22 protein-coding genes are annotated in these 18,016 nt (G+C 49.7%); 13 read left to right on the top strand and 9 right to left on the bottom strand.

The window, feature by feature from the left end; all coding sequences use genetic code 11:
• Window positions 1–270: 270 nt before the first annotated feature.
• Window positions 271–2,193: an RNase E specificity factor CsrD gene (gene csrD / locus DRI82_RS05585; protein WP_114192515.1), complete on the bottom strand. Its 1,923-nt coding sequence runs from the start codon at window positions 2,191–2,193 to the stop codon at window positions 271–273.
• A gap of 305 nt (window positions 2,194–2,498) precedes the next feature.
• On the opposite strand from csrD, the gene acuI reads away from it, so the two are divergent.
• The 11 genes from acuI to DRI82_RS05530 all read left to right on the top strand — a co-directional run bounded on the left by acuI (window position 2,499) and on the right by DRI82_RS05530 (window position 12,471).
• The gene (gene acuI / locus DRI82_RS05580) at window positions 2,499–3,476 is read left to right on the top strand and encodes an acrylyl-CoA reductase (NADPH) (protein ID WP_114192514.1); all 978 of its coding nucleotides are present in this window, start codon (window positions 2,499–2,501) and stop codon (window positions 3,474–3,476) included.
• Window positions 3,477–3,674: 198 nt separating this feature from the next.
• Complete coding sequence (gene msrP / locus DRI82_RS05575) at window positions 3,675–4,676, top strand: protein-methionine-sulfoxide reductase catalytic subunit MsrP (protein ID WP_114192513.1); 1,002 nt, start codon at window positions 3,675–3,677, stop codon at window positions 4,674–4,676.
• A 3-nt stretch (window positions 4,677–4,679) separates the two neighbouring features.
• Window positions 4,680–5,279, top strand: coding sequence for a protein-methionine-sulfoxide reductase heme-binding subunit MsrQ (gene msrQ / locus DRI82_RS05570; RefSeq protein WP_114192781.1), 600 nt, complete (start codon window positions 4,680–4,682; stop codon window positions 5,277–5,279).
• Window positions 5,280–5,640: 361 nt separating this feature from the next.
• A complete protein-coding gene (gene accB, locus DRI82_RS05565) occupies window positions 5,641–6,108 on the top strand; it encodes an acetyl-CoA carboxylase biotin carboxyl carrier protein (protein WP_114192512.1) in 468 nt (155 codons plus the stop codon).
• An 11-nt stretch (window positions 6,109–6,119) separates the two neighbouring features.
• Window positions 6,120–7,469: an acetyl-CoA carboxylase biotin carboxylase subunit gene (accC, locus tag DRI82_RS05560; RefSeq protein ID WP_114192511.1), complete on the top strand. Its 1,350-nt coding sequence runs from the start codon at window positions 6,120–6,122 to the stop codon at window positions 7,467–7,469.
• 143 nt (window positions 7,470–7,612) lie between these two features.
• Window positions 7,613–7,858 carry a YhdT family protein gene (locus tag DRI82_RS05555; RefSeq protein ID WP_114192510.1) on the top strand — a complete coding sequence of 82 codons (246 nt, stop codon included), beginning with the start codon at window positions 7,613–7,615 and terminating at the stop codon, window positions 7,856–7,858.
• On the top strand, window positions 7,848–9,293 hold the full coding sequence (gene panF / locus DRI82_RS05550; protein ID WP_114192509.1) for a sodium/pantothenate symporter: 1,446 nt from the start codon (window positions 7,848–7,850) through the stop codon (window positions 9,291–9,293). Before DRI82_RS05555 ends, panF begins: the two co-directional genes overlap by 11 nt.
• Before the next feature lie 36 nt (window positions 9,294–9,329).
• Window positions 9,330–10,211 carry a 50S ribosomal protein L11 methyltransferase gene (gene prmA, locus DRI82_RS05545; protein ID WP_114192508.1) on the top strand — a complete coding sequence of 294 codons (882 nt, stop codon included), beginning with the start codon at window positions 9,330–9,332 and terminating at the stop codon, window positions 10,209–10,211.
• A 399-nt stretch (window positions 10,212–10,610) separates the two neighbouring features.
• A complete protein-coding gene (gene dusB / locus DRI82_RS05540) occupies window positions 10,611–11,576 on the top strand; it encodes a tRNA dihydrouridine synthase DusB (RefSeq protein WP_114192780.1) in 966 nt (321 codons plus the stop codon).
• A gap of 24 nt (window positions 11,577–11,600) precedes the next feature.
• A complete protein-coding gene (gene fis / locus DRI82_RS05535) occupies window positions 11,601–11,897 on the top strand; it encodes a DNA-binding transcriptional regulator Fis (RefSeq protein ID WP_000462905.1) in 297 nt (98 codons plus the stop codon).
• A 211-nt stretch (window positions 11,898–12,108) separates the two neighbouring features.
• The gene (locus DRI82_RS05530) at window positions 12,109–12,471 is read left to right on the top strand and encodes a hypothetical protein (RefSeq protein ID WP_114192507.1); all 363 of its coding nucleotides are present in this window, start codon (window positions 12,109–12,111) and stop codon (window positions 12,469–12,471) included.
• A gap of 212 nt (window positions 12,472–12,683) precedes the next feature.
• On the opposite strand, the gene DRI82_RS05525 is transcribed toward DRI82_RS05530, so the two are convergent.
• From DRI82_RS05525 to DRI82_RS24010, 7 genes are all read right to left on the bottom strand, one after another.
• Complete coding sequence (locus tag DRI82_RS05525; protein WP_114192506.1) at window positions 12,684–12,872, bottom strand: hypothetical protein; 189 nt, start codon at window positions 12,870–12,872, stop codon at window positions 12,684–12,686.
• 134 nt (window positions 12,873–13,006) lie between these two features.
• A complete protein-coding gene (locus DRI82_RS05520) occupies window positions 13,007–13,582 on the bottom strand; it encodes a hypothetical protein (RefSeq protein ID WP_114192505.1) in 576 nt (191 codons plus the stop codon).
• 244 nt (window positions 13,583–13,826) lie between these two features.
• Window positions 13,827–14,012: a hypothetical protein gene (locus DRI82_RS05515; RefSeq protein ID WP_114192504.1), complete on the bottom strand. Its 186-nt coding sequence runs from the start codon at window positions 14,010–14,012 to the stop codon at window positions 13,827–13,829.
• Entirely contained in the window at window positions 14,009–14,425 is a 417-nt protein-coding gene (locus DRI82_RS05510; protein WP_245956784.1) for a hypothetical protein, read from the bottom strand. Before DRI82_RS05510 ends, DRI82_RS05515 begins: the two co-directional genes overlap by 4 nt.
• A gap of 90 nt (window positions 14,426–14,515) precedes the next feature.
• Window positions 14,516–15,319, bottom strand: a complete 804-nt coding sequence (locus DRI82_RS05505) for a hypothetical protein (protein ID WP_245956783.1) — start codon at window positions 15,317–15,319, stop codon at window positions 14,516–14,518.
• The gene (locus DRI82_RS05500) at window positions 15,319–15,666 is read right to left on the bottom strand and encodes a tail fiber assembly protein (protein WP_114192501.1); all 348 of its coding nucleotides are present in this window, start codon (window positions 15,664–15,666) and stop codon (window positions 15,319–15,321) included. The genes DRI82_RS05505 and DRI82_RS05500 overlap by 1 nt, the downstream gene beginning before the upstream one ends.
• A gap of 3 nt (window positions 15,667–15,669) precedes the next feature.
• A complete protein-coding gene (locus DRI82_RS24010; RefSeq protein WP_170138674.1) occupies window positions 15,670–15,840 on the bottom strand; it encodes a hypothetical protein in 171 nt (56 codons plus the stop codon).
• Between the two features lie 179 nt (window positions 15,841–16,019).
• Between DRI82_RS24010 and DRI82_RS05495 the strand changes: the two genes are divergently transcribed.
• On the top strand, window positions 16,020–16,301 hold the full coding sequence (locus tag DRI82_RS05495; protein ID WP_114192500.1) for a hypothetical protein: 282 nt from the start codon (window positions 16,020–16,022) through the stop codon (window positions 16,299–16,301).
• Window positions 16,302–16,589: 288 nt separating this feature from the next.
• Here DRI82_RS05495 and DRI82_RS05490 read toward each other — a convergent pair whose 3' ends face one another.
• Entirely contained in the window at window positions 16,590–16,874 is a 285-nt protein-coding gene (locus tag DRI82_RS05490) for a DUF3892 domain-containing protein (RefSeq protein ID WP_114192499.1), read from the bottom strand.
• A gap of 341 nt (window positions 16,875–17,215) precedes the next feature.
• Between DRI82_RS05490 and DRI82_RS05485 the strand changes: the two genes are divergently transcribed.
• Entirely contained in the window at window positions 17,216–17,716 is a 501-nt protein-coding gene (locus DRI82_RS05485; RefSeq protein ID WP_114192498.1) for a hypothetical protein, read from the top strand.
• Window positions 17,717–18,016: the final 300 nt, after the last annotated feature.

Below are 18,016 nucleotides of genomic sequence, written 5' to 3'. Positions count from 1 at the left end.
CGAAGCAGCGACAAGGCGCAAAAACGTTCTGCTTCGGTGAAAAGATAGTCTGCGATGTTGATGACTTATCAGCCGCAAAACCACGGTGACCCGAATCTATAGATTGGGCGCTCACCCTGGCACGTCTATTGGCAAATAAATGGCCAAACATCGCTCATAAATTCTTACATTTTGCCGGATTGGTGCGGGTTTGTAAGTACCCACCAACACCCTTCTGTCCGGGCTGGCTTATTCTACGTCAATTCACGCAAATCTATCAGGGTAAACGTGTCAGTTATGTGAATATTTTTTACTGCTTAGCTCCACTGGCTCCGGCGAGGCAAAATAAACCCCCTGACCACCCCGAACCCCCTTGTCCAAAAGTGTCTGCCACTCGTTGCGCGTTCTGACCCCAGCAGCAAAAACCTGGGCATGACTTCCTTCGCACGCCCCCGTCAAACTTTCAACAAACAGTTGATTCTCAATACGACGGTCGATACTACGCACCAGGCCGGGGTGAAGTTTTACAATTTCCACCGGCAAAGATTTAATATATGACGTGCTCACAACGGTCAATCCTGCCTGTGAAACAGCCAGCCGACACCCCAAACCCGACAATAGTCGCAATGCGGGGCGTAAGCGGTCGATATGTTGACATAGATCTGCCTCTGCAAGTTCAATCAGCATGCGATTTCTCTGCTGTTTTTTACATTGCAGCATGGTGTCGCGTATCCAGCGCAAAAATGAGCGCTGCAATAATGAATCAACCATGATTGGGAAAGCCAGCGTCTCTTGCGGCCATTGGGTCAGTAACGGAATAATCCGACTCACCATCTGGCGATCGTAACTCTGAGAAAGTCCCAACTGATTCACCAGTGGTATAAATTCAGCAGACTGCAATTCCTGCTCACCATCATAAATCCGCTGCATGATTTCCCGATGATGCATTTTCCCTTCTTTGGTCAATGCCGGTTTCTGGTAGAGCCGTGGTCCACCGCGCGCCAGAGTCTGTTCAAGCAGCGTCCGCCATTTGACGCTACCGCGGCCTTTTTCAGGCACCTTGTTATCGTAGACATACCAACTGTTGCTGCCCTGCAAAGAGGCATGGCGCGTGGCCTGCTCCGCAAAATCCATCACTTGTTCGGGTGTCTGCCCATGGCGATAGGTGCTGATACCAATATAAAGCAGCGCATCACGGTCGATAATATGGGGTATCGGCAACGCGCTGACCGCTTTGACCAGCTGCGCCGCGATCACATCGGCCTCCTTCAAGGTACAATGGGGCAGCAGAACGGAGAAATCACTGTGGAAGTAGCGGGCAAGCAGTGCGGTGGGGTAGCGCATCACGAACGTAGAGAGCATGTTTACCATGGTATGCATCAACTCTTGCGAGACCTGGTTGCCATGAATCTCACGCAGTGTGTCGAAGTCCGGTAAGCGAATCATCATCACCACACCGTGAGACCCTTCCTCTTCGATTTGTGTCGTTAATTGATTGTCGAAGAAAATGCGGTTATTCAGGCCGGTCTTGCCATCTTGTGCAGCAAAAACCCGGATGAGTGTATCGACACGGCTACGCTGCTCACGCGCTTCACTCAAATCATTCAACAAAAGGTCTATCGCGCTGCTGGCAGCTAACGGCCATTCATGCACGTCCCCTCTCTCTACCGTATCACGCTCACCGCTGAGGATACGGTTCGCCCGTTTCTCCAGACGCTCCATGCCGTTGGTCAGCAATCGCAACCAGCGGAAACTCAGCAACACAATGATGATCGTCAAGCCGATCGCACCACTGATCATGGACGTGGATTGCAGTGAACGGCTGAAGGTCGCCAACGGATCTATATAGGTGAGCCGTACCTCCACACCGGGATGCTGTAACAAAGGAAGAGTAGCGACTTTATAGTCACCGTAGGTATACCGAACATTGTTGTACGCTGGCTGCGATAACTGAAAGAGAGTGTGATTATTGTTCACAACATCCATTTTCACTACGCCAATCGCACTCATCACCACCGGTAACCAGCTTTTTATCGTCTCGGGCGGCTGACTGAGTAACGTTTGGTCAAATGTGGTGACCAGTAAGCGCAGACGACTCTCCATCCTCTGCTGACTCAGATAAAAATAGCTAAACGTGGTCGCCAACAGGATTAATAACATGCCCACTGCAACCAACAGAGTGATATATGCAGATAATTTGGTAGTAAATCGCATCCCTGTGCCTTACGTACGGTGATGAGTGAAATTCAGCCTCTGAATAAAAAGGCGGCGCTACTATAAGACAATATGCCAACAACACTAAGACAATATGTCGACAAAAAGGGGAGTTTTTCGCCAAATTATGACCAATAACTCGCATCTTTCTGAAAGTATAGCAATTGATTAAAGATTTACCTTTCACATCGCAGTGGACTGCCTTTTAAATTGTTCTTTATCATCATGCGATCGTGGGTTAGCGCTTATATTTATTAAATGACAGCTTTGCTAAGAATTAATTCACATTTCTTATAGAGGGCACTATGAAGGCACTTGTACTTGAGCAAAACGAAGGGAAAACACTGGCCAGCGTGCAGGACATCTCTTCTGACCGACTGCCTGCCGGTGAGGTTACCGTTGATATTGACTGGTCAAGCCTGAATTACAAAGACGCTTTGGCAATCACCGGTAAAGGCAAGATTATCCGGGAATTCCCCATGGTGCCGGGCATCGACTTTGCCGGTACGGTAAGCCATAGCGAAGATGACCGTTTCACACCGGGTCAATCTGTCGTTCTGACAGGATGGGGCGTAGGCGAAAATCACTGGGGCGGATTGGCGGAACAGGCACGGGTCAAGGCTGATTGGCTGGTTCCCCTGCCTGATGGCCTGGATACGCGCAAAGCGATGATCCTGGGTACCGCAGGGTTTACCGCCATGCTGTGTGTACTGGCCCTTGAAGATGGCGGCGTGAATCCACAAAGCGGTGAAGTTGTGGTTACCGGCGCCAGCGGTGGGGTTGGCAGTACTGCCGTCGCACTCCTGTCAGCGCTTGGCTACAACGTTGTTGCGATCAGTGGCCGCGAGAGCAATCACACCTATCTCACAGAACTGGGGGCGAAACGTATTCTGTCCCGCGATGAATACAGCGATAATACGCGCCCGCTGGAAAAACAGCTCTGGGCAGGCGCTATCGATACTGTGGGCGATCGCATGCTGGCAAAAGTCCTGGCGCAAATGAATTACAACAGCACCGTTGCCGCCTGCGGCCTGGCCGGTGGTTATACGCTGCCCACCACCGTCATGCCCTTCATTCTGCGTAACGTGCGCCTGCAAGGGGTCGATTCCGTTATGACGCCGCTGCATCGCCGCCTGACAGCCTGGGAAAGGCTGGCCGGTATTCTGCCTGAGCGCTTCTACCAGCAGGCCGCCACGGAGATCACCCTGGATCGAGCCGCTGAAACCGCTGCTGCATTGATTGGTAACAAAGTAACGGGTCGAACGCTGGTTAAAATCCGCTGATTCGAGCAATAATTGATTTTCCAGGCGCATAGCGAACGCAAAAAACAGCGATCGCCATGCGCCTGTTTGCTCTCTGGGAAAATGCATATTTTTGCCCACTGGCTCGCATGTCCCTGACTTTCACGCCATGCTTTGACAAGTAACCATACTATTTTGGCTTGTCGCAATGCTGCCCCCACAAGGCAGTCGGAGTAGATCATGAAAAACCCACGTAAACTCACCGAAGCCGATGTCACGCCAGAAAGCGTTTTTTATAGTCGACGCAAGGTCTTGCAGGCATTGGGTATTTCTGCGGCCTCATTGGCTTTGCCAATATCTGCCCGTGCTGACCTGCTCTCCTGGTTCAAAGGTAATGATCGACCAAAAGCTCCCCCAGGAAAAGCGCTCGATTTCAGTAAACCCGCGGCTTTCCAACCCGATTGGCCCATGACGCCGGAAGATAAGGTCACCGGCTACAATAACTATTATGAATTTGGTCTGGATAAAGCCGATCCTGCCGCCAATGCCGGTGATCTACCGACTGAAGGTTGGAAAGTACGTATTGATGGTGACGTTGCCAAACCGATTACGCTCGATATGGACGATCTGCTCAAGCGCTTCCCGCTGGAACAGCGTATTTATCGCATGCGCTGCGTGGAAGCCTGGTCAATGGTGGTGCCGTGGATCGGTTTTGAACTGGGTAAACTGCTTAAACTGGTCGAACCCACCAGCGATGCCCGCTTTGTGGCTTTTCAAACCCTCTACGATCCCGACCATATGCCTGGCCAGAAAGATCGCTTTATTGGCGGCGGTTTGCAATATCCCTATGTTGAGGGCTTGCGTCTGGACGAAGCCATGCATCCTCTGGCAATGCTGACCGTCGGTGTCTACGGCAAAGCGCTACCACCGCAAAATGGTGCGCCGATCCGCCTGATAACACCGTGGAAGTATGGTTTCAAGGGAATCAAATCCATCGTGCATATCCGCGTAACCCGGGATCAGCCGCCAACCACCTGGAATCTGGCCGCTTCCGATGAGTACGGTTTCTATGCCAACGTCAATCCGCACGTCGATCATCCCCGCTGGTCGCAGGCAACAGAGCGTTTCATTGGTTCCGGCGGAATTCTGGACGTAAAACGTCAACCCACATTATTGTTCAACGGCTATGCTGATCAGGTTGCCTCGCTCTATCGCGGTCTGGATCTCAGGGAGAACTTTTAAGTGGTGCGTTTGACTCTCAAGCAGATTAAATGGCTCAAGGTGTTCATTTATCTCGCCGCTTTTCTGCCTTTTCTGTGGCTGTTACTGTCGATCAATCAAGGCTGGTTCAGCGCCGATCCGGCCAAAGACATCCAGCATTTTACCGGTCGGATGACGCTGAAACTGCTGCTGGCGACCCTGTTGATCTCCCCCGTGGCGCGCTATGCTCGTCAACCCTTGCTGATTCGCTGCCGCCGTTTAGTGGGTCTTTGGTGTTTTGCGTGGGGAACGCTGCATTTGTTGAGTTATTCATTCCTGGAACTGGGTATCAGCAATCTCTCCCTGCTGGGGCGCGAACTGGTTACCCGCCCGTATCTGACGCTGGGGATTATCAGTTGGCTACTCCTGCTGGCGCTGGCGGCAACATCCACTCTCTGGGCACAGCGAAAACTGGGATCGCGTTGGCAAACACTGCATAATTTTATCTATATTGTCGCTATCCTTGCGCCAATCCACTACATTTGGTCGGTAAAAATCTTGTCGCCGCAACCGTTGGTATATGCATTTATTGCGAGCGTTCTGTTAGCACTTCGTTATAAAAAATTTCGTCAATGGTTCCGATAACCCCCGGAACTTTTCTGTGTTCCACCCCTCATAATCCATTGTCGAACCAAACAATATTGGACGTTACAGTTGATTATCTTCGCTGATAAGACCAGTATTTAGCTGCGAATTGCCACGATATCATTATAATGCCCTCCTTCGGTGCCGATCGTAGAGACTGTCTGGCGGGGGAAAAAGGTGACAAATCGGTGACGCCGGGTTATTTTCTACGATCTCGGCCTAATAGCCGGAGATAGGCGCGCAATGCCAGTTAAGTTTCGCATTTTGCATCTCACGCGAACCCAACCTGTTCTTTGGGCTCCCGTGAGCTGCCAGCCTACATCCAACTACTATCTACGCAAAAGAGTACGGAATCACACTCATGGATATTCGTAAAATCAAGAAACTGATCGAACTCGTTGAAGAATCTGGCATTTCTGAGCTGGAAATTTCTGAAGGAGAAGAGTCAGTACGTATCAGTCGTGCCCCGGTTGCTCCTAACTACCCCATGATGCAGCAAGCTTATGCCATGCCAATGCAGCAACAGCCGCAAGCTCTGGCGAACGCCGTTGCCCCGGCCGCGCCTGCAGAAGCCGCAGCGCCTGCCGCCATCAGTGGCCACATCGTCCGTTCGCCCATGGTCGGTACCTTCTACCGTACCCCAAGCCCGGACGCGAAGGCCTTTGTCGAAGTGGGTCAGAAAGTGAATGCTGGCGATACCCTGTGCATCGTTGAAGCCATGAAGATGATGAACCAGATTGAAGCGGACAAATCCGGTGTGGTGAAAGCCATTCTGGTAGAAAGCGGTCAACCGGTTGAATTTGACGAGCCGTTGGTCGTCATCGAATAACGAGGCGTACCATGGTAGATAAAATTGTTATCGCAAACCGAGGTGAGATTGCGCTTCGGATACTGCGTGCCTGTAAAGAATTGGGCATCAAGACTGTCGCCGTTCACTCCACAGCGGATCGCGATCTGAAACACGTCCTGCTGGCTGATGAGACCGTCTGTATTGGTCCTGCGCCATCAGTGAAAAGTTATCTGAATATTCCGGCGATTATCTCTGCAGCTGAAATCACGGGCGCAGTAGCTATTCATCCGGGTTATGGATTCTTGTCCGAGAATGCCGACTTTGCTGAGCAGGTTGAGCGTTCAGGCTTTATCTTCATCGGTCCACGTGCAGATACCATTCGCCTGATGGGTGACAAAGTCTCTGCCATCAGTGCCATGAAAAAAGCGGGCGTCCCTTGCGTGCCGGGTTCTGACGGCTCACTGGGCGATGATATGGAAAAAAACCGTGCGTTCGCAAAACGTATTGGTTATCCCGTTATCATCAAAGCCTCTGGCGGCGGCGGCGGCCGTGGTATGCGCGTAGTGCGCAGCGATAAAGATCTTGAGCAATCCATCATCATGACCCGTGCTGAAGCCAAAGCGGCCTTCAATAACGACATGGTGTACATGGAGAAATACCTTGAGAACCCGCGCCACATTGAAGTTCAGGTGTTGGCAGACGGTCAGGGTAACGCAATCTATCTGGCTGAACGTGACTGCTCCATGCAGCGCCGTCACCAGAAAGTCGTTGAAGAAGCGCCAGCACCGGGCATCACCAGCGAAATGCGGCGCTATATTGGCGAACGTTGCTCAAAAGCCTGTATCGATATCAACTATCGCGGCGCCGGTACCTTTGAATTCCTGTACGAAAACGGCGAGTTTTATTTCATTGAAATGAACACCCGTATCCAGGTTGAGCATCCGGTTACTGAAATGATTACCGGCGTGGATCTGATCAAAGAGCAGTTGCGTATCGCTGCCGGTCAACCACTGTCGATCAAGCAGGAAGAAGTGCGTATTCAGGGCCACGCGGTAGAATGCCGTATCAACGCCGAAGACCCGAATACCTTCCTGCCGAGTCCGGGTAAAATCACTCGCTTCCACGCGCCTGGCGGCTTTGGTGTTCGTTGGGAATCGCATATCTACGCCGGGTACACCGTACCGCCGTACTATGATTCCATGATTGGTAAACTGATCACTTACGGTGAGAACCGTGATGTGGCGATCGCCCGTATGAAAAATGCGTTGGCAGAACTGATCATCGACGGCATTAAAACCAATGTGGAACTGCAACAGCGTATTATGAGCGACGAAAACTTCCAGCATGGTGGCACTAACATCCACTATCTTGAGAAGAAATTGGGTCTGCAAGAAAAATAATCACGCACCCGCAGTGAACAAGGCCGGATAATCCGGCCTTTTTTCATTTCTGCTGCGGACGGTGGCAGATAACGCTATAAAAATACCCCGCTTTGCGTAGAATTCCGGTTTTTGACTAACGCGACATGCTCACAGAGGAACAAATGGACAAGCGATTTGTTCAGGCGCACCGTGAAGCGCGCTGGGCCTTTGGCCTGACGCTGGCCTATTTGGTGGCCTGGAGCCTGGCGGCTTATCTGCCCGGCGATACACAAGGTTTTACCGGCCTGCCCCATTGGTTTGAGATGGCCTGCCTGCTGATACCCCTGCTTTTTATTCTGCTCAGTTGGTTAATGGTTCGGGTGATTTTCCGCGATATCTCCTTAGAGGACGATGTCCATGCAGACTGAAGTCATTCTTCCGTTACTCGCCTACCTGCTCGTGGTTTTTGGCCTGTCGGTATACGCTTATCGCCGTCGGCAGAAAGGTAATTTCCTCAACGAATATTTCATCGGCAACCGCTCAATGGGCGGCTTTGTGTTGGCGATGACACTTACCGCAACCTATATCAGTGCCAGCTCCTTCATCGGCGGGCCCGGTGCGGCGTATAAATACGGGCTGGGCTGGGTGCTGCTGGCAATGATCCAGCTGCCTGCCGTTTGGTTATCGCTCGGCGTGCTGGGTAAAAAGTTTGCCATTCTGGCGCGACGTTACAATGCCGTCACCCTCAACGACATGCTGTACGCGCGCTACAAAAGCCGGGTGTTGGTCTGGCTTGCCAGTTTCAGCCTGCTGGTCGCTTTCCTGGGTGCCATGACGGTGCAATTCATTGGTGGTGCCCGCCTGCTCGAAACGGCAGCCGGTATTCCCTATGACACCGGCCTGCTGATCTTCGGCGTCAGTATTGCGCTCTATACTTCCTTTGGTGGTTTCCGTGCCAGCGTGCTCAATGACGCCATGCAAGGGCTGGTGATGCTGATGGGCACCATTCTGCTCTTGGTCGCGGTGATACACGCTGCCGGGGGTTTGCACACCGCGGTGGACAAGTTGCAGCAGATCGATCCTGCGCTGGTCTCAGTGAAAGGCGGTGAAGGTATTCTGACCATGCCGTTCATGGCATCATTCTGGGTACTGGTCTGTTTTGGCGTGATTGGGTTGCCGCATACGGCGGTGCGCTGCATCTCTTACCGTGACAGCAAAGCAGTGCATCGTGGCATCGTGCTTGGTACCGTGGTGGTGGCGATCCTGATGTTCGGCATGCATCTTTCAGGCGCACTGGGCCGGGCGATTATTCCCGATCTGAAGATCCCGGATCAGGTGATCCCTACGCTGATGATCGCCGTGCTGCCGCCTTTTGCCGCCGGGATCTTTCTTGCGGCACCGATGGCGGCGATCATGTCGACGATCAATGCCCAGTTGTTGCAATCGTCCGCGACGATCGTTAAGGATCTCTATCTGAATGCCCGTCCGGCTGCGTTGAAAAATGAAAAACGGCTGACGCGAATGACCAGTCTGGCAACGCTGGTGCTTGGATTGCTGGTGATCCTGGCGGCCTGGCGTCCGCCTGAAATGATTATCTGGCTCAACCTGCTGGCCTTTGGCGGACTGGAAGCGGTATTCCTCTGGCCACTGGTGCTGGGTCTCTACTGGCGTCGGGCGAATGCGACTGGCGCGCTCAGTTCGATGATTGTCGGGGCCGTGTGTTATACCATTCTGGCCAGTATCGACCTGCATATTGCCGGTCTGCACCCGATAGTTCCGACCTTGCTGCTTGGCCTGCTGACGTTTTATATCGGAAATAAATTTGGTGACGAATCTTCTGAGGCGGCATTGGCCGATCATTAGCACGCATCATCAGATACACATAAAAAGAGACTTGCTATGCCTTGGATTCAATTGAAAATTAACACCACCGGTAACCAGGCGGAAAACCTGGGTGACGTGGTAATCGACAGCGGTGCCGTTTCGGTTACCTTTCAGGATACGCACGATAATCCGGTGTTCGAACCCTTGCCTGGTGAAACCCGCCTATGGGGCGATACGGATGTGATTGGGTTGTATGACGCTGAAACCGATATGGCTGAGGTGGTCGCGATTCTGGCAAGCCATCCGCTGCTGGGCGCAGGGTTTGTGCATAAAATCGAACAGCTTGAAGACAAAGACTGGGAACGTGAGTGGATGGATAACTTCCACCCGATGCGCTTTGGTCAACGTCTGTGGATCTGCCCGAGCTGGCGCGATGTGCCCGATCCTGGCGCAGTGAACGTGATGCTCGATCCGGGTCTGGCCTTTGGTACGGGGACTCATCCAACGACAGCGCTGTGCCTGCAATGGCTCGACGGCCTGGATCTGAACGGCAAAACCGTGATCGATTTCGGCTGTGGTTCCGGCATCCTGGCTATCGCTGCGCTAAAACTCGGTGCAGCGCGCGCTATCGGCATCGACATCGACCCGCAAGCCATTCAGGCCAGTCGAGACAATGCGCAGCGTAACGGCGTTTCTGAGCGTCTTGAACTCTATCTGCCAAAAGATCAGCCAGCAGAACTTTCTGCTGAGGTTGTCGTCGCCAATATTCTGGCAGGGCCGCTGCGTGAACTCGCGCCTTTAATCAGCTGCCTGCCCGTTTCTGGTGGACATCTCGGTCTTTCCGGCATCCTCGCGTCACAGGCTGAAAGCGTGTGTGATGCCTATCGAGAGAAATTCCAGCTCGACCCCGTGGCTGAAAAAGAAGAGTGGTGCAGGATTACGGGCGTGAAAAAATAGTTATCACTCCCCGATGCGACAACCGTCAACGCAACTGACGGCTGTCGCAGTAATATTTTCTGTTACTTTTTCCCAAGATTCATCAGCATTTCCCCTCGAAGTTGGGGTGTCCATCACAGAAATGCCCCTCGTTTTGTTGTTTAAAACAACACTTTTCGTCTGCAAGGAGGGTTATTTTCAGGAGATTCACGCAGGATGCAAAGGATTTTAGCACAGCGCACCTTTTGACCATCGTCACTTAATACATTGTTATTTATCTAAAAATTAAAAATACCCAACGAAAAAACTCACTTTCATTGATCTATAGCGGCAAATTGCTCAAAGTTTGGCCTTTCATCTCAGATAAAAAATGCGTAATATACGCGCCCTTATGGACACAGTATGGTCAAATCTTTGTCTATGCGAATCGGACACCACCAGCTTGCAAATTGCCTGATTGCCGCCCCAATGGCCGGTATTACAGACCGCCCATTTCGTGCTTTATGTCATGCAATGGGGGCTGGGATGGCTGTATCTGAAATGCTCTCCTCCAATCCGGAGGTGTGGCGTACAGATAAGTCGCGTCTGCGCATGGTACATAACGATGAACCTGGGATCCGCGCCGTGCAAATTGCCGGTTGTGACCCGGATGATATGGCGGCGGCCGCCAGAATCAATGTGGCAAATGGTGCCCAAATCATCGACATCAATATGGGTTGTCCGGCGAAGAAAGTGAATCGCAAGCTGGCTGGATCTGCGTTGCTACAGTATCCGGATCTGGTGAAACAGATTCTGGTTGCCGTGGTTGCTGCGGTAGATGTGCCGGTCACGCTTAAGATTCGCACTGGCTGGGCTCCAGATCACCGTAATTGTGTAGATATTGCCAGATTGGCTGAAGACTGTGGTATTCAGGCGCTTACCATTCACGGCAGGACACGTGCCTGTCTGTTTAATGGTGATGCCGAGTACGACAGCATTCGGGCAGTCAAGCAGACTGTTTCCATTCCGATTATCGCGAATGGCGACATAACTGACCCGCATAAAGCCAGGGCAGTGCTCGACTACACTGGAGCTGATGCTCTGATGATAGGGCGTGCTGCTCAGGGGAGACCTTGGATCTTCCGGGAAATCCAGCACTATCTGGAAACAGGAGAGCTGCTTGCACCTTTGCCACTCGGCGAGGTAAAGCGCTTGCTAATAGAGCATGTAGGGGAATTGCACGACTTTTACGGTTCAGGCAAAGGATTCCGCATCGCTCGCAAGCACGTGTCCTGGTACTTGCAGGAACACGCTCCGAATGACCAGTTTCGGCGCTCATTCAACGCCATAGAGGATGCCAGCGAACAGCTGGAGGCGTTGGAAGCATATTTCGAAAATCTTGCGTAAACAGAAAAAAGAGCTGACAGAACTATGTTCGAACAACGCGTAAATTCTGACGTACTGACCGTTTCTACCGTAAACTCTCAGGATCAGGTAACCCAAAAGCCCCTGCGTGACTCGGTTAAACAAGCACTGAAGAACTATTTTGCTCAATTGAATGGTCAAGACGTCAATGACCTCTATGAGCTGGTACTGGCTGAAGTTGAGCAGCCACTGTTGGACATGGTGATGCAATACACCCGTGGCAACCAGACCCGTGCTGCTCTGATGATGGGCATCAACCGCGGTACGCTGCGTAAGAAATTGAAAAAATACGGCATGAACTGATTACTATCAGTTAACGTATTGAAAAGAGGCGCTTTTATCCTATTGGATTGGCGCCTTTTTTGTATTATTACCCCACCTAGTACCCCACCGTTTAGTGAACAAATCAGAAAACACACGAACAAAAAGAGCGGCTTATCACTTGATATGTGTTTTATGCCAACAGATACTGCTTACGCCATATTTATTATATTGATAATTCAAAGGAATAATTATGAAAGCATCTCTCGTCACCCTACTCATTCTTCAAGTTAATTCGTTGATTGATACAGGAAAGTACAACCACATCACTATCGATGAAGTTCATGACGCTATAGATAAAGAACGCCTATTACGCTTCCTTAAAGAACGCTGTGGTAGTGACCTTGATTTAAGTATTCATTTTCATGAAAGTATGAAATTTGAGAGAGAATACGAAAAGCGCATAAACATGATTTACGGTGGCTATGCTGGACAGGAACGCCGTAAATGGGGGGTTAGTAATTCTGGATTGTGTTTGGTTTTAGCGTGGACAAATGAACTGATCCAGAGTCATTTCTCTTTCCCTGATAGCCCCGAGTGGCATTTAGATAACTAATAATCTTTTGAGTAAAGCAACAGTAATTAGCATACTGTTGCTCTCCAACTAGACCCCGTCAAAGGTTTTAAGTCGCTGCTGCTGTTCTTCGCTCAAGGTGTACGCAAAATCTTCATGCTCAATCTGGTAGGTGCCAAAGCTCATCAGAAAGGTAGGTTACGAACCTATCTTGCTGACAACCTTACCCTTTTTGTTTTTACCCGTGTCGCCGGTTACCGCCTCGGTTCTGGTTTCTTCCACTGGTAAACCGGTGCATTCATCCGTTGTCTATGGCGTTCTTTGGCTGCGAGCGTTGCCGCTACCTTTGTCCGAATATCAAGTAATTCCTTGCCGTTCAGGTCAATTCCCTGCTGCCTGGCTACTGCGATCAATGCATTCTCAATCAATTCACGCTTTACCATTTTGGTACCCTCAGTCAGTGAAATAGCCAGCCGAAATCGTTTACTCGTACATACCGCAACTGCCGATGAAAAAAAGCCAGCACAGGGCTGGCAAAAGTTGGAGAATGCGAGTCTATAGCCCGCTAGATTGTCATTTATTCATCACTTCCGAGGGCAAAGAGTAACGCGGGGATCACTGAGTATGTCTCTGCTTCATTGTCCATCACATATAAAATATGTTCACGGCACTCAAATACCACGTCAGCAGCAGATAGCCCAAAGGCACCACCAGCAATGATCTGCCCGATTTCGTGCGTGGGTACTTCAACGATAGACAGGCGGTAACCGCCAAAGGTCACAGGTGGGTTATCGGGCCCCTCACTCAGATAGAGGCCCGCAGCCTTGGCCGCTACTCCTGCACGCTCATCCGGGTCCATGCTGGCCGCTAGTCCAACACATCCCGCCAGATGCTGCTTAATGTCGGCCACACTCATTTCAGTCAGTTCGTGACCTGCCTTTGACTTAACCCTGGCTGGCGCTGTCTTGCTTTTGGCGTTCTTCATCCGTGGATCATGACTGTCACGAAACTGCCTCAGATAGGCATCGCATGCCGCCTGGTCAATCTTGCCATCTACCCGCACCGGAAATCCCTGCTTAGCCTCCCAGGTATAAAGAGCCTGGCGACTCATACCGGCGTGTTTTGCGTACTGGCTAACGCTCATCAGACTCATTATGTTTGCTCCCGTTCTTGCCTGCTCGCCTGCTCAATGTGTCAAGCTCGCGGCGGTGAAGTGTCAATCAAAGTGTAAAGTGTCAACCGCTTGACACTTTTTCTGTCAACTTGACACTTTCAACCGGAAAAGTGTCAATCAAACTGTCAATCAAAATTACCGGCATTTTCCCGCCAGACCTTGCAGCGCTTGGCTTTTAACAACTCATCAACAAAAAGTGACAAGTGTAAAGTGTCAATCAAATTCAAAATTTCATAGCTAGGGAAACACCACGGCGCGCAATGACCCGTGTAATAAATGTTGCTGGGAAGGACCCATTTTTTTCTGGAACCTCGGGATGGGCTCCACCGCCCAGCGGCATACACAGCTCAACCGGTTTGCTCAGCACGATGATCTTGGATTTTTCCAACGTCATTACAGTGCTATTCATGAAAGGCCCCTCAGTTTAATCATTAAGTTATTCATATCTTGCAGCGTTGGCTGCTCTACGTATTTCTCCAGGGCTGTGATAGCGGCCCTGAATCCGGCTCGATAACCGTTTTCATCGTTGTTCCACAAGCTGTAATTAAAGGCTTCAAGGTTCTTGTCCTCATCATCCAGACATTCCCAACCCGGACAAACCTTCTCCATTCTGCGTTGGGTGAACATACTCAGATTGCGGTAACTGTCAGCCAGGAGACGGATAGCTTTTTTGCTCTTCTCACCCCGCTGGATGAGTTTCAGCGCCAGAACAGGGTTATTTTTGGCCTCTTGGCTCACGGCTATCCTGTGAGCATTTGAATGGCTATCTACTGCGGGTGAATCTTCGAGTTCAGGCTCAGAAAGCTCATTGATACGCGCCATCCGAGCACTTAATGAGTTATCACGTCCCGATCGGTAATATTGCGGCGGTGCCAGATGTCGAAAGCTCATAGCATGGACCTCGGCGCAGTATCAGCCTGGAAGTTGTGATTTAAGGCGGTCAACCTCATCGGCAGGGCCTTCAATCCTGCCGTTAACCCGCCGCGTATCCCCTGGAATGGCTTGCCCGGATGCACGATACCGATCATTGCGGCGGGCTGTAGCCAGGGCAACTTCCTGCTTGTATTCTTCATCAGCCTTCTTACGGGCCTCAACGTTATCCGGTGTATTGGGTTCGCTGGCGTTTTTCATTTCGATGGTTCGCGCCGTCAGGTCCTTAATCTCGTCTTCCGTCAGCGGCTCTTCCATTTTCTTCAGTGCCTTGATGGCGCGATCACGCGCAGCATGAAAGCCGTTCTCATCCCTGTTATTGATGGAGTACGTTTGTGCCGTCAGGGCTTGTTCTTCCCCGTCCTGAAACTCCCAGCCCGGATCGTGCTCTTCCATAAAGTTCTGCGTGAATTTGGAGAGCGCTTGCGGTTCGGAAGCGCAGCGGGCTTTAATTTGACTGGATTTAAGATCAGTTTCTTTCAACAGGCTAACCGCCAGAATGGGATTGGCCTTGCCCTCATCGGACACCGCCACGTTATGGCCGCGACTATGCTGACCAGGGCGGGCCAGCTTGGTTGGGTCGCCCGCTTTAATAAAGGCTTTCTCGCTATCATCACCGTTGTTTGCCCTGATCTTGGCTGCGGTTTTTTGAATGTCGCCACCAATACCATTCAAGTGTGAAAAGTCGTGCATAGCTGATTTCTCCTCATGGGGCTGATTTGCTTGATTTCGTTTTCTACCACCAAGCAGTGTCGGTAAAAGGGTTAAAAGGTTCATGTGCGCCATTACAGACCACCTACAGGTTTTTCAGGCCAAACAATTTTCAGAGGGAGTTCAGGGTCTACGCGATTCATCTGTACCAGGTAGATTTGCCACGATTTCAATGCCGCTATTTCCTCTGCCGTAGCCAACTGAATGCTGGCAGCGGCTTGTAGTGCGGTGACCTCGATATACGCCTCATTCAGCGCCTCTGCCCTGATAGTGCGGGCCTCTGAGGCTGTCATTGGAGATGGTTGCCATTCAGGTTGGCGGCCCGCTGTCTGTAAATACATATAGGGGCGACCAAAGCGATCTTTCGGTGCAGATGCACATCCAACGGCATTCACGCGACCAGGCTGATAAGTTCTCTCCATGAATTAGCCCTCAGCCTTGTTGAGAGCCTGGTTCATCAAGCGGCGAGCAACTTCATGTATGGAAGGAGTGATACCCAGTTCAGAGCGCTTGCGTTCCTGTTCTTGCAAACGCTGTAGCGCCTGGACTTGTTCCCGCGTCAGGAGCACAGCTTGAGTATTGCTTTTACGGTTCATTTCTTGACCTCAACTGAGTATTTATACAGTTATAATATATTTCCACATTTCATTAATTGCAATAATATTGTTTATTGTTGCAATAATAGGGATGTAGTAAATTTGTGATTTACAGCCGTATACGCGTTTACATCAGGCTATGCGGGTTACTGCCATATGACTGTTTACGGTGTTTGCAGATGAAAGTGATACAACCAAGCAAGGTGTTTTCGTTCAGGGTACAGGCTGACTTAGCCAGGGAGATTGATGATGCAGTGAAAGAAACAGGGAAGGATAAATCGGCGTGGTTACTTAGTGCTGTGTTGGAGAAATTAGGGAGACCTGGTAGTTCGCGTTCGCCAGAGTCACGCATTGAGGTGCTCATAGGTCGCATGGAAGGTTTGTTTACGGGTACCGGTGCTTTGACTGAGCTTAATCATTACCATGGACATGCAGCCAATTCCACCAGCCTTAACCGCTAAGGGTGTTATTGCTCAGATGGTCGAAGAATCCAGGCAACAAGGCATCCAGTCCAGTAATAAAATGATTATTGGTAGGTTTATAAACGATTTGGGTTTATGGTCGAAAGGAGGAAAAACTTAAAGATGAGTGGTATTGAGCGGACATACCAGCAACACTGGTACCCCATGCCCGCCAGCCACCAGCAGTTGAAGACCACTGATATGCATGTTTTTAACTATCAAAAAACAGCTACATGTTACATTTCATAAGAATAAGCATTTAGCTGTAATAATAGTCAACAAATGAAACTATGGGCACTCTGGCAAACTCAACAAATTATTAGGCTGTTCACCATCATTTTGTGTTTTGATATACTTATTCCCCGCAGCGCTTGTTGCCACAATCACCCATACTGAATAACCTCCTACACTTACGTAGAAACGCCACTCCCCAGATTCTATCCCTTCTATCGCTTGCTGCTGGGTGATATTCCAACGAGTCTTGTTACTATTGATACCTCCAACGTGGGTAATCCTCTCATGGGAACTCTGTCTATTGCTTTTACGGATACAGCTAATCTGATGGTCAGACATGTTATATTCCTTTCTGAAAAATGAAAAAATCCCTTTATGTACTTATTTTAAAATAGAATTCTCAATAGGTATTTTCCTTATTTATGGAAAGAGTAATGGCACGTAATTAAAACATAATGGGATGTTTTTATGTTACACACATGGATAATTCTAATTCTAATGATTGCCAATGAAATTATTTCAATTAGCAATGTAACTCATAAACGCCCAAATTTGAGTATGCACATCTTAAAATTTTATTCCAGATATTTGAAAGTTTGCTATCTCTTCGTCACATTAAATTTTTATATAGGGTAAATTAATTCATAATCACATCCAAAATTTTACACTTTGGGGTTACAATGAAAAATCCAATAAAATGCATTCTTTTGTTTTCTATGCTTTTTACACCCTTTGCTCATGCACAGTGGACAACCCAGGTTGATGATGATCTTTTCACTGGCGGCAAAAAAGCAACAATGTTGGGTGATCTGCAGGGAACCGAAGCAGCTTTGATTTTTGATTGCACCAATAAAATGGTTTCCATTTCTTACATTCAAAGGCACAGCGATCAGGAAACTATTTCACGAGTTCCTTTTACTCTCATCGTCAAAATCGATGCTAACGATGCACTAAAAATGGATGCCCAATCGGGGCGGCGTAACAGTAAATATCTTGAGATCTCCGCTGATGATAAGGATCAGATATTAGCAATTATCAAGAATCTTCAACAGGCAAAAAATCAAATATTGGTAGGTTTGCAGACCAAAGATGGTGGTAATCAGTTCTCTTTATCTGGTGGTGTGTCAGGATCAACAAAAGCTACAGATCAGTTTATCAAGGCGTGCGAGCTACCACTTTAACATTTAAGAATAACCACCACTTTAAACTTAGCTCTGTTTTTTGTGAGGTGCAATAAGTGCACCAGCCCTGGGTTGGTTGTGTTCCACCCGATGAAAACCGTCCATATCCCAAGTAGCAACCGGCTGTCTTGATTGGCGGTAAAGAAGCGCAGAAAGAAGCAATAAAAATTACCGCTAGGTAATTGATTAAAGGCGTGAGTTCTACGGCTAAAGTGGTGATGCAAGTTTGAGTACACTTTTAAGATATACCTTAAAAGCTTTGAGTAAACAGTCCATTAGATGCATAAGAAATAACGAACA

Origin of the sequence: Edaphovirga cremea (assembly GCF_003332275.1) — a bacterium.
In the GTDB taxonomy this organism is placed as follows: Bacteria; Pseudomonadota; Gammaproteobacteria; order Enterobacterales; family Enterobacteriaceae; genus Edaphovirga; species Edaphovirga cremea.
This window is presented reverse-complemented; position numbering and strand designations above follow the sequence as displayed.

Bases quoted from the DNA above. Each gene is read 5' to 3' on its own strand.
- csrD (WP_114192515.1), bottom strand. From the start codon at position 2,193: ATGCGATTTACTACCAAATTATCTGCATATATCACTCTGTTGGTTGCA.
- acuI (WP_114192514.1), top strand. From the start codon at position 2,499: ATGAAGGCACTTGTACTTGAGCAAAACGAAGGGAAAACACTGGCCAGC.
- msrP (WP_114192513.1), top strand. From the start codon at position 3,675: ATGAAAAACCCACGTAAACTCACCGAAGCCGATGTCACGCCAGAAAGC.
- accB (WP_114192512.1), top strand. From the start codon at position 5,641: ATGGATATTCGTAAAATCAAGAAACTGATCGAACTCGTTGAAGAATCT.
- accC (WP_114192511.1), top strand. From the start codon at position 6,120: ATGGTAGATAAAATTGTTATCGCAAACCGAGGTGAGATTGCGCTTCGG.
- DRI82_RS05555 (WP_114192510.1), top strand. From the start codon at position 7,613: ATGGACAAGCGATTTGTTCAGGCGCACCGTGAAGCGCGCTGGGCCTTT.
- panF (WP_114192509.1), top strand. From the start codon at position 7,848: ATGCAGACTGAAGTCATTCTTCCGTTACTCGCCTACCTGCTCGTGGTT.
- prmA (WP_114192508.1), top strand. From the start codon at position 9,330: ATGCCTTGGATTCAATTGAAAATTAACACCACCGGTAACCAGGCGGAA.
- dusB (WP_114192780.1), top strand. From the start codon at position 10,611: ATGCGAATCGGACACCACCAGCTTGCAAATTGCCTGATTGCCGCCCCA.
- fis (WP_000462905.1), top strand. From the start codon at position 11,601: ATGTTCGAACAACGCGTAAATTCTGACGTACTGACCGTTTCTACCGTA.
- DRI82_RS05530 (WP_114192507.1), top strand. From the start codon at position 12,109: ATGAAAGCATCTCTCGTCACCCTACTCATTCTTCAAGTTAATTCGTTG.
- DRI82_RS05525 (WP_114192506.1), bottom strand. From the start codon at position 12,872: ATGGTAAAGCGTGAATTGATTGAGAATGCATTGATCGCAGTAGCCAGG.
- DRI82_RS05520 (WP_114192505.1), bottom strand. From the start codon at position 13,582: ATGAGTCTGATGAGCGTTAGCCAGTACGCAAAACACGCCGGTATGAGT.
- DRI82_RS05515 (WP_114192504.1), bottom strand. From the start codon at position 14,012: ATGAATAGCACTGTAATGACGTTGGAAAAATCCAAGATCATCGTGCTG.
- DRI82_RS05510 (WP_245956784.1), bottom strand. From the start codon at position 14,425: ATGGCGCGTATCAATGAGCTTTCTGAGCCTGAACTCGAAGATTCACCC.
- DRI82_RS05505 (WP_245956783.1), bottom strand. From the start codon at position 15,319: ATGGCGCACATGAACCTTTTAACCCTTTTACCGACACTGCTTGGTGGT.
- DRI82_RS05500 (WP_114192501.1), bottom strand. From the start codon at position 15,666: ATGGAGAGAACTTATCAGCCTGGTCGCGTGAATGCCGTTGGATGTGCA.
- DRI82_RS24010 (WP_170138674.1), bottom strand. From the start codon at position 15,840: ATGAACCGTAAAAGCAATACTCAAGCTGTGCTCCTGACGCGGGAACAA.
- DRI82_RS05495 (WP_114192500.1), top strand. From the start codon at position 16,020: ATGAAAGTGATACAACCAAGCAAGGTGTTTTCGTTCAGGGTACAGGCT.
- DRI82_RS05490 (WP_114192499.1), bottom strand. From the start codon at position 16,874: ATGTCTGACCATCAGATTAGCTGTATCCGTAAAAGCAATAGACAGAGT.
- DRI82_RS05485 (WP_114192498.1), top strand. From the start codon at position 17,216: ATGAAAAATCCAATAAAATGCATTCTTTTGTTTTCTATGCTTTTTACA.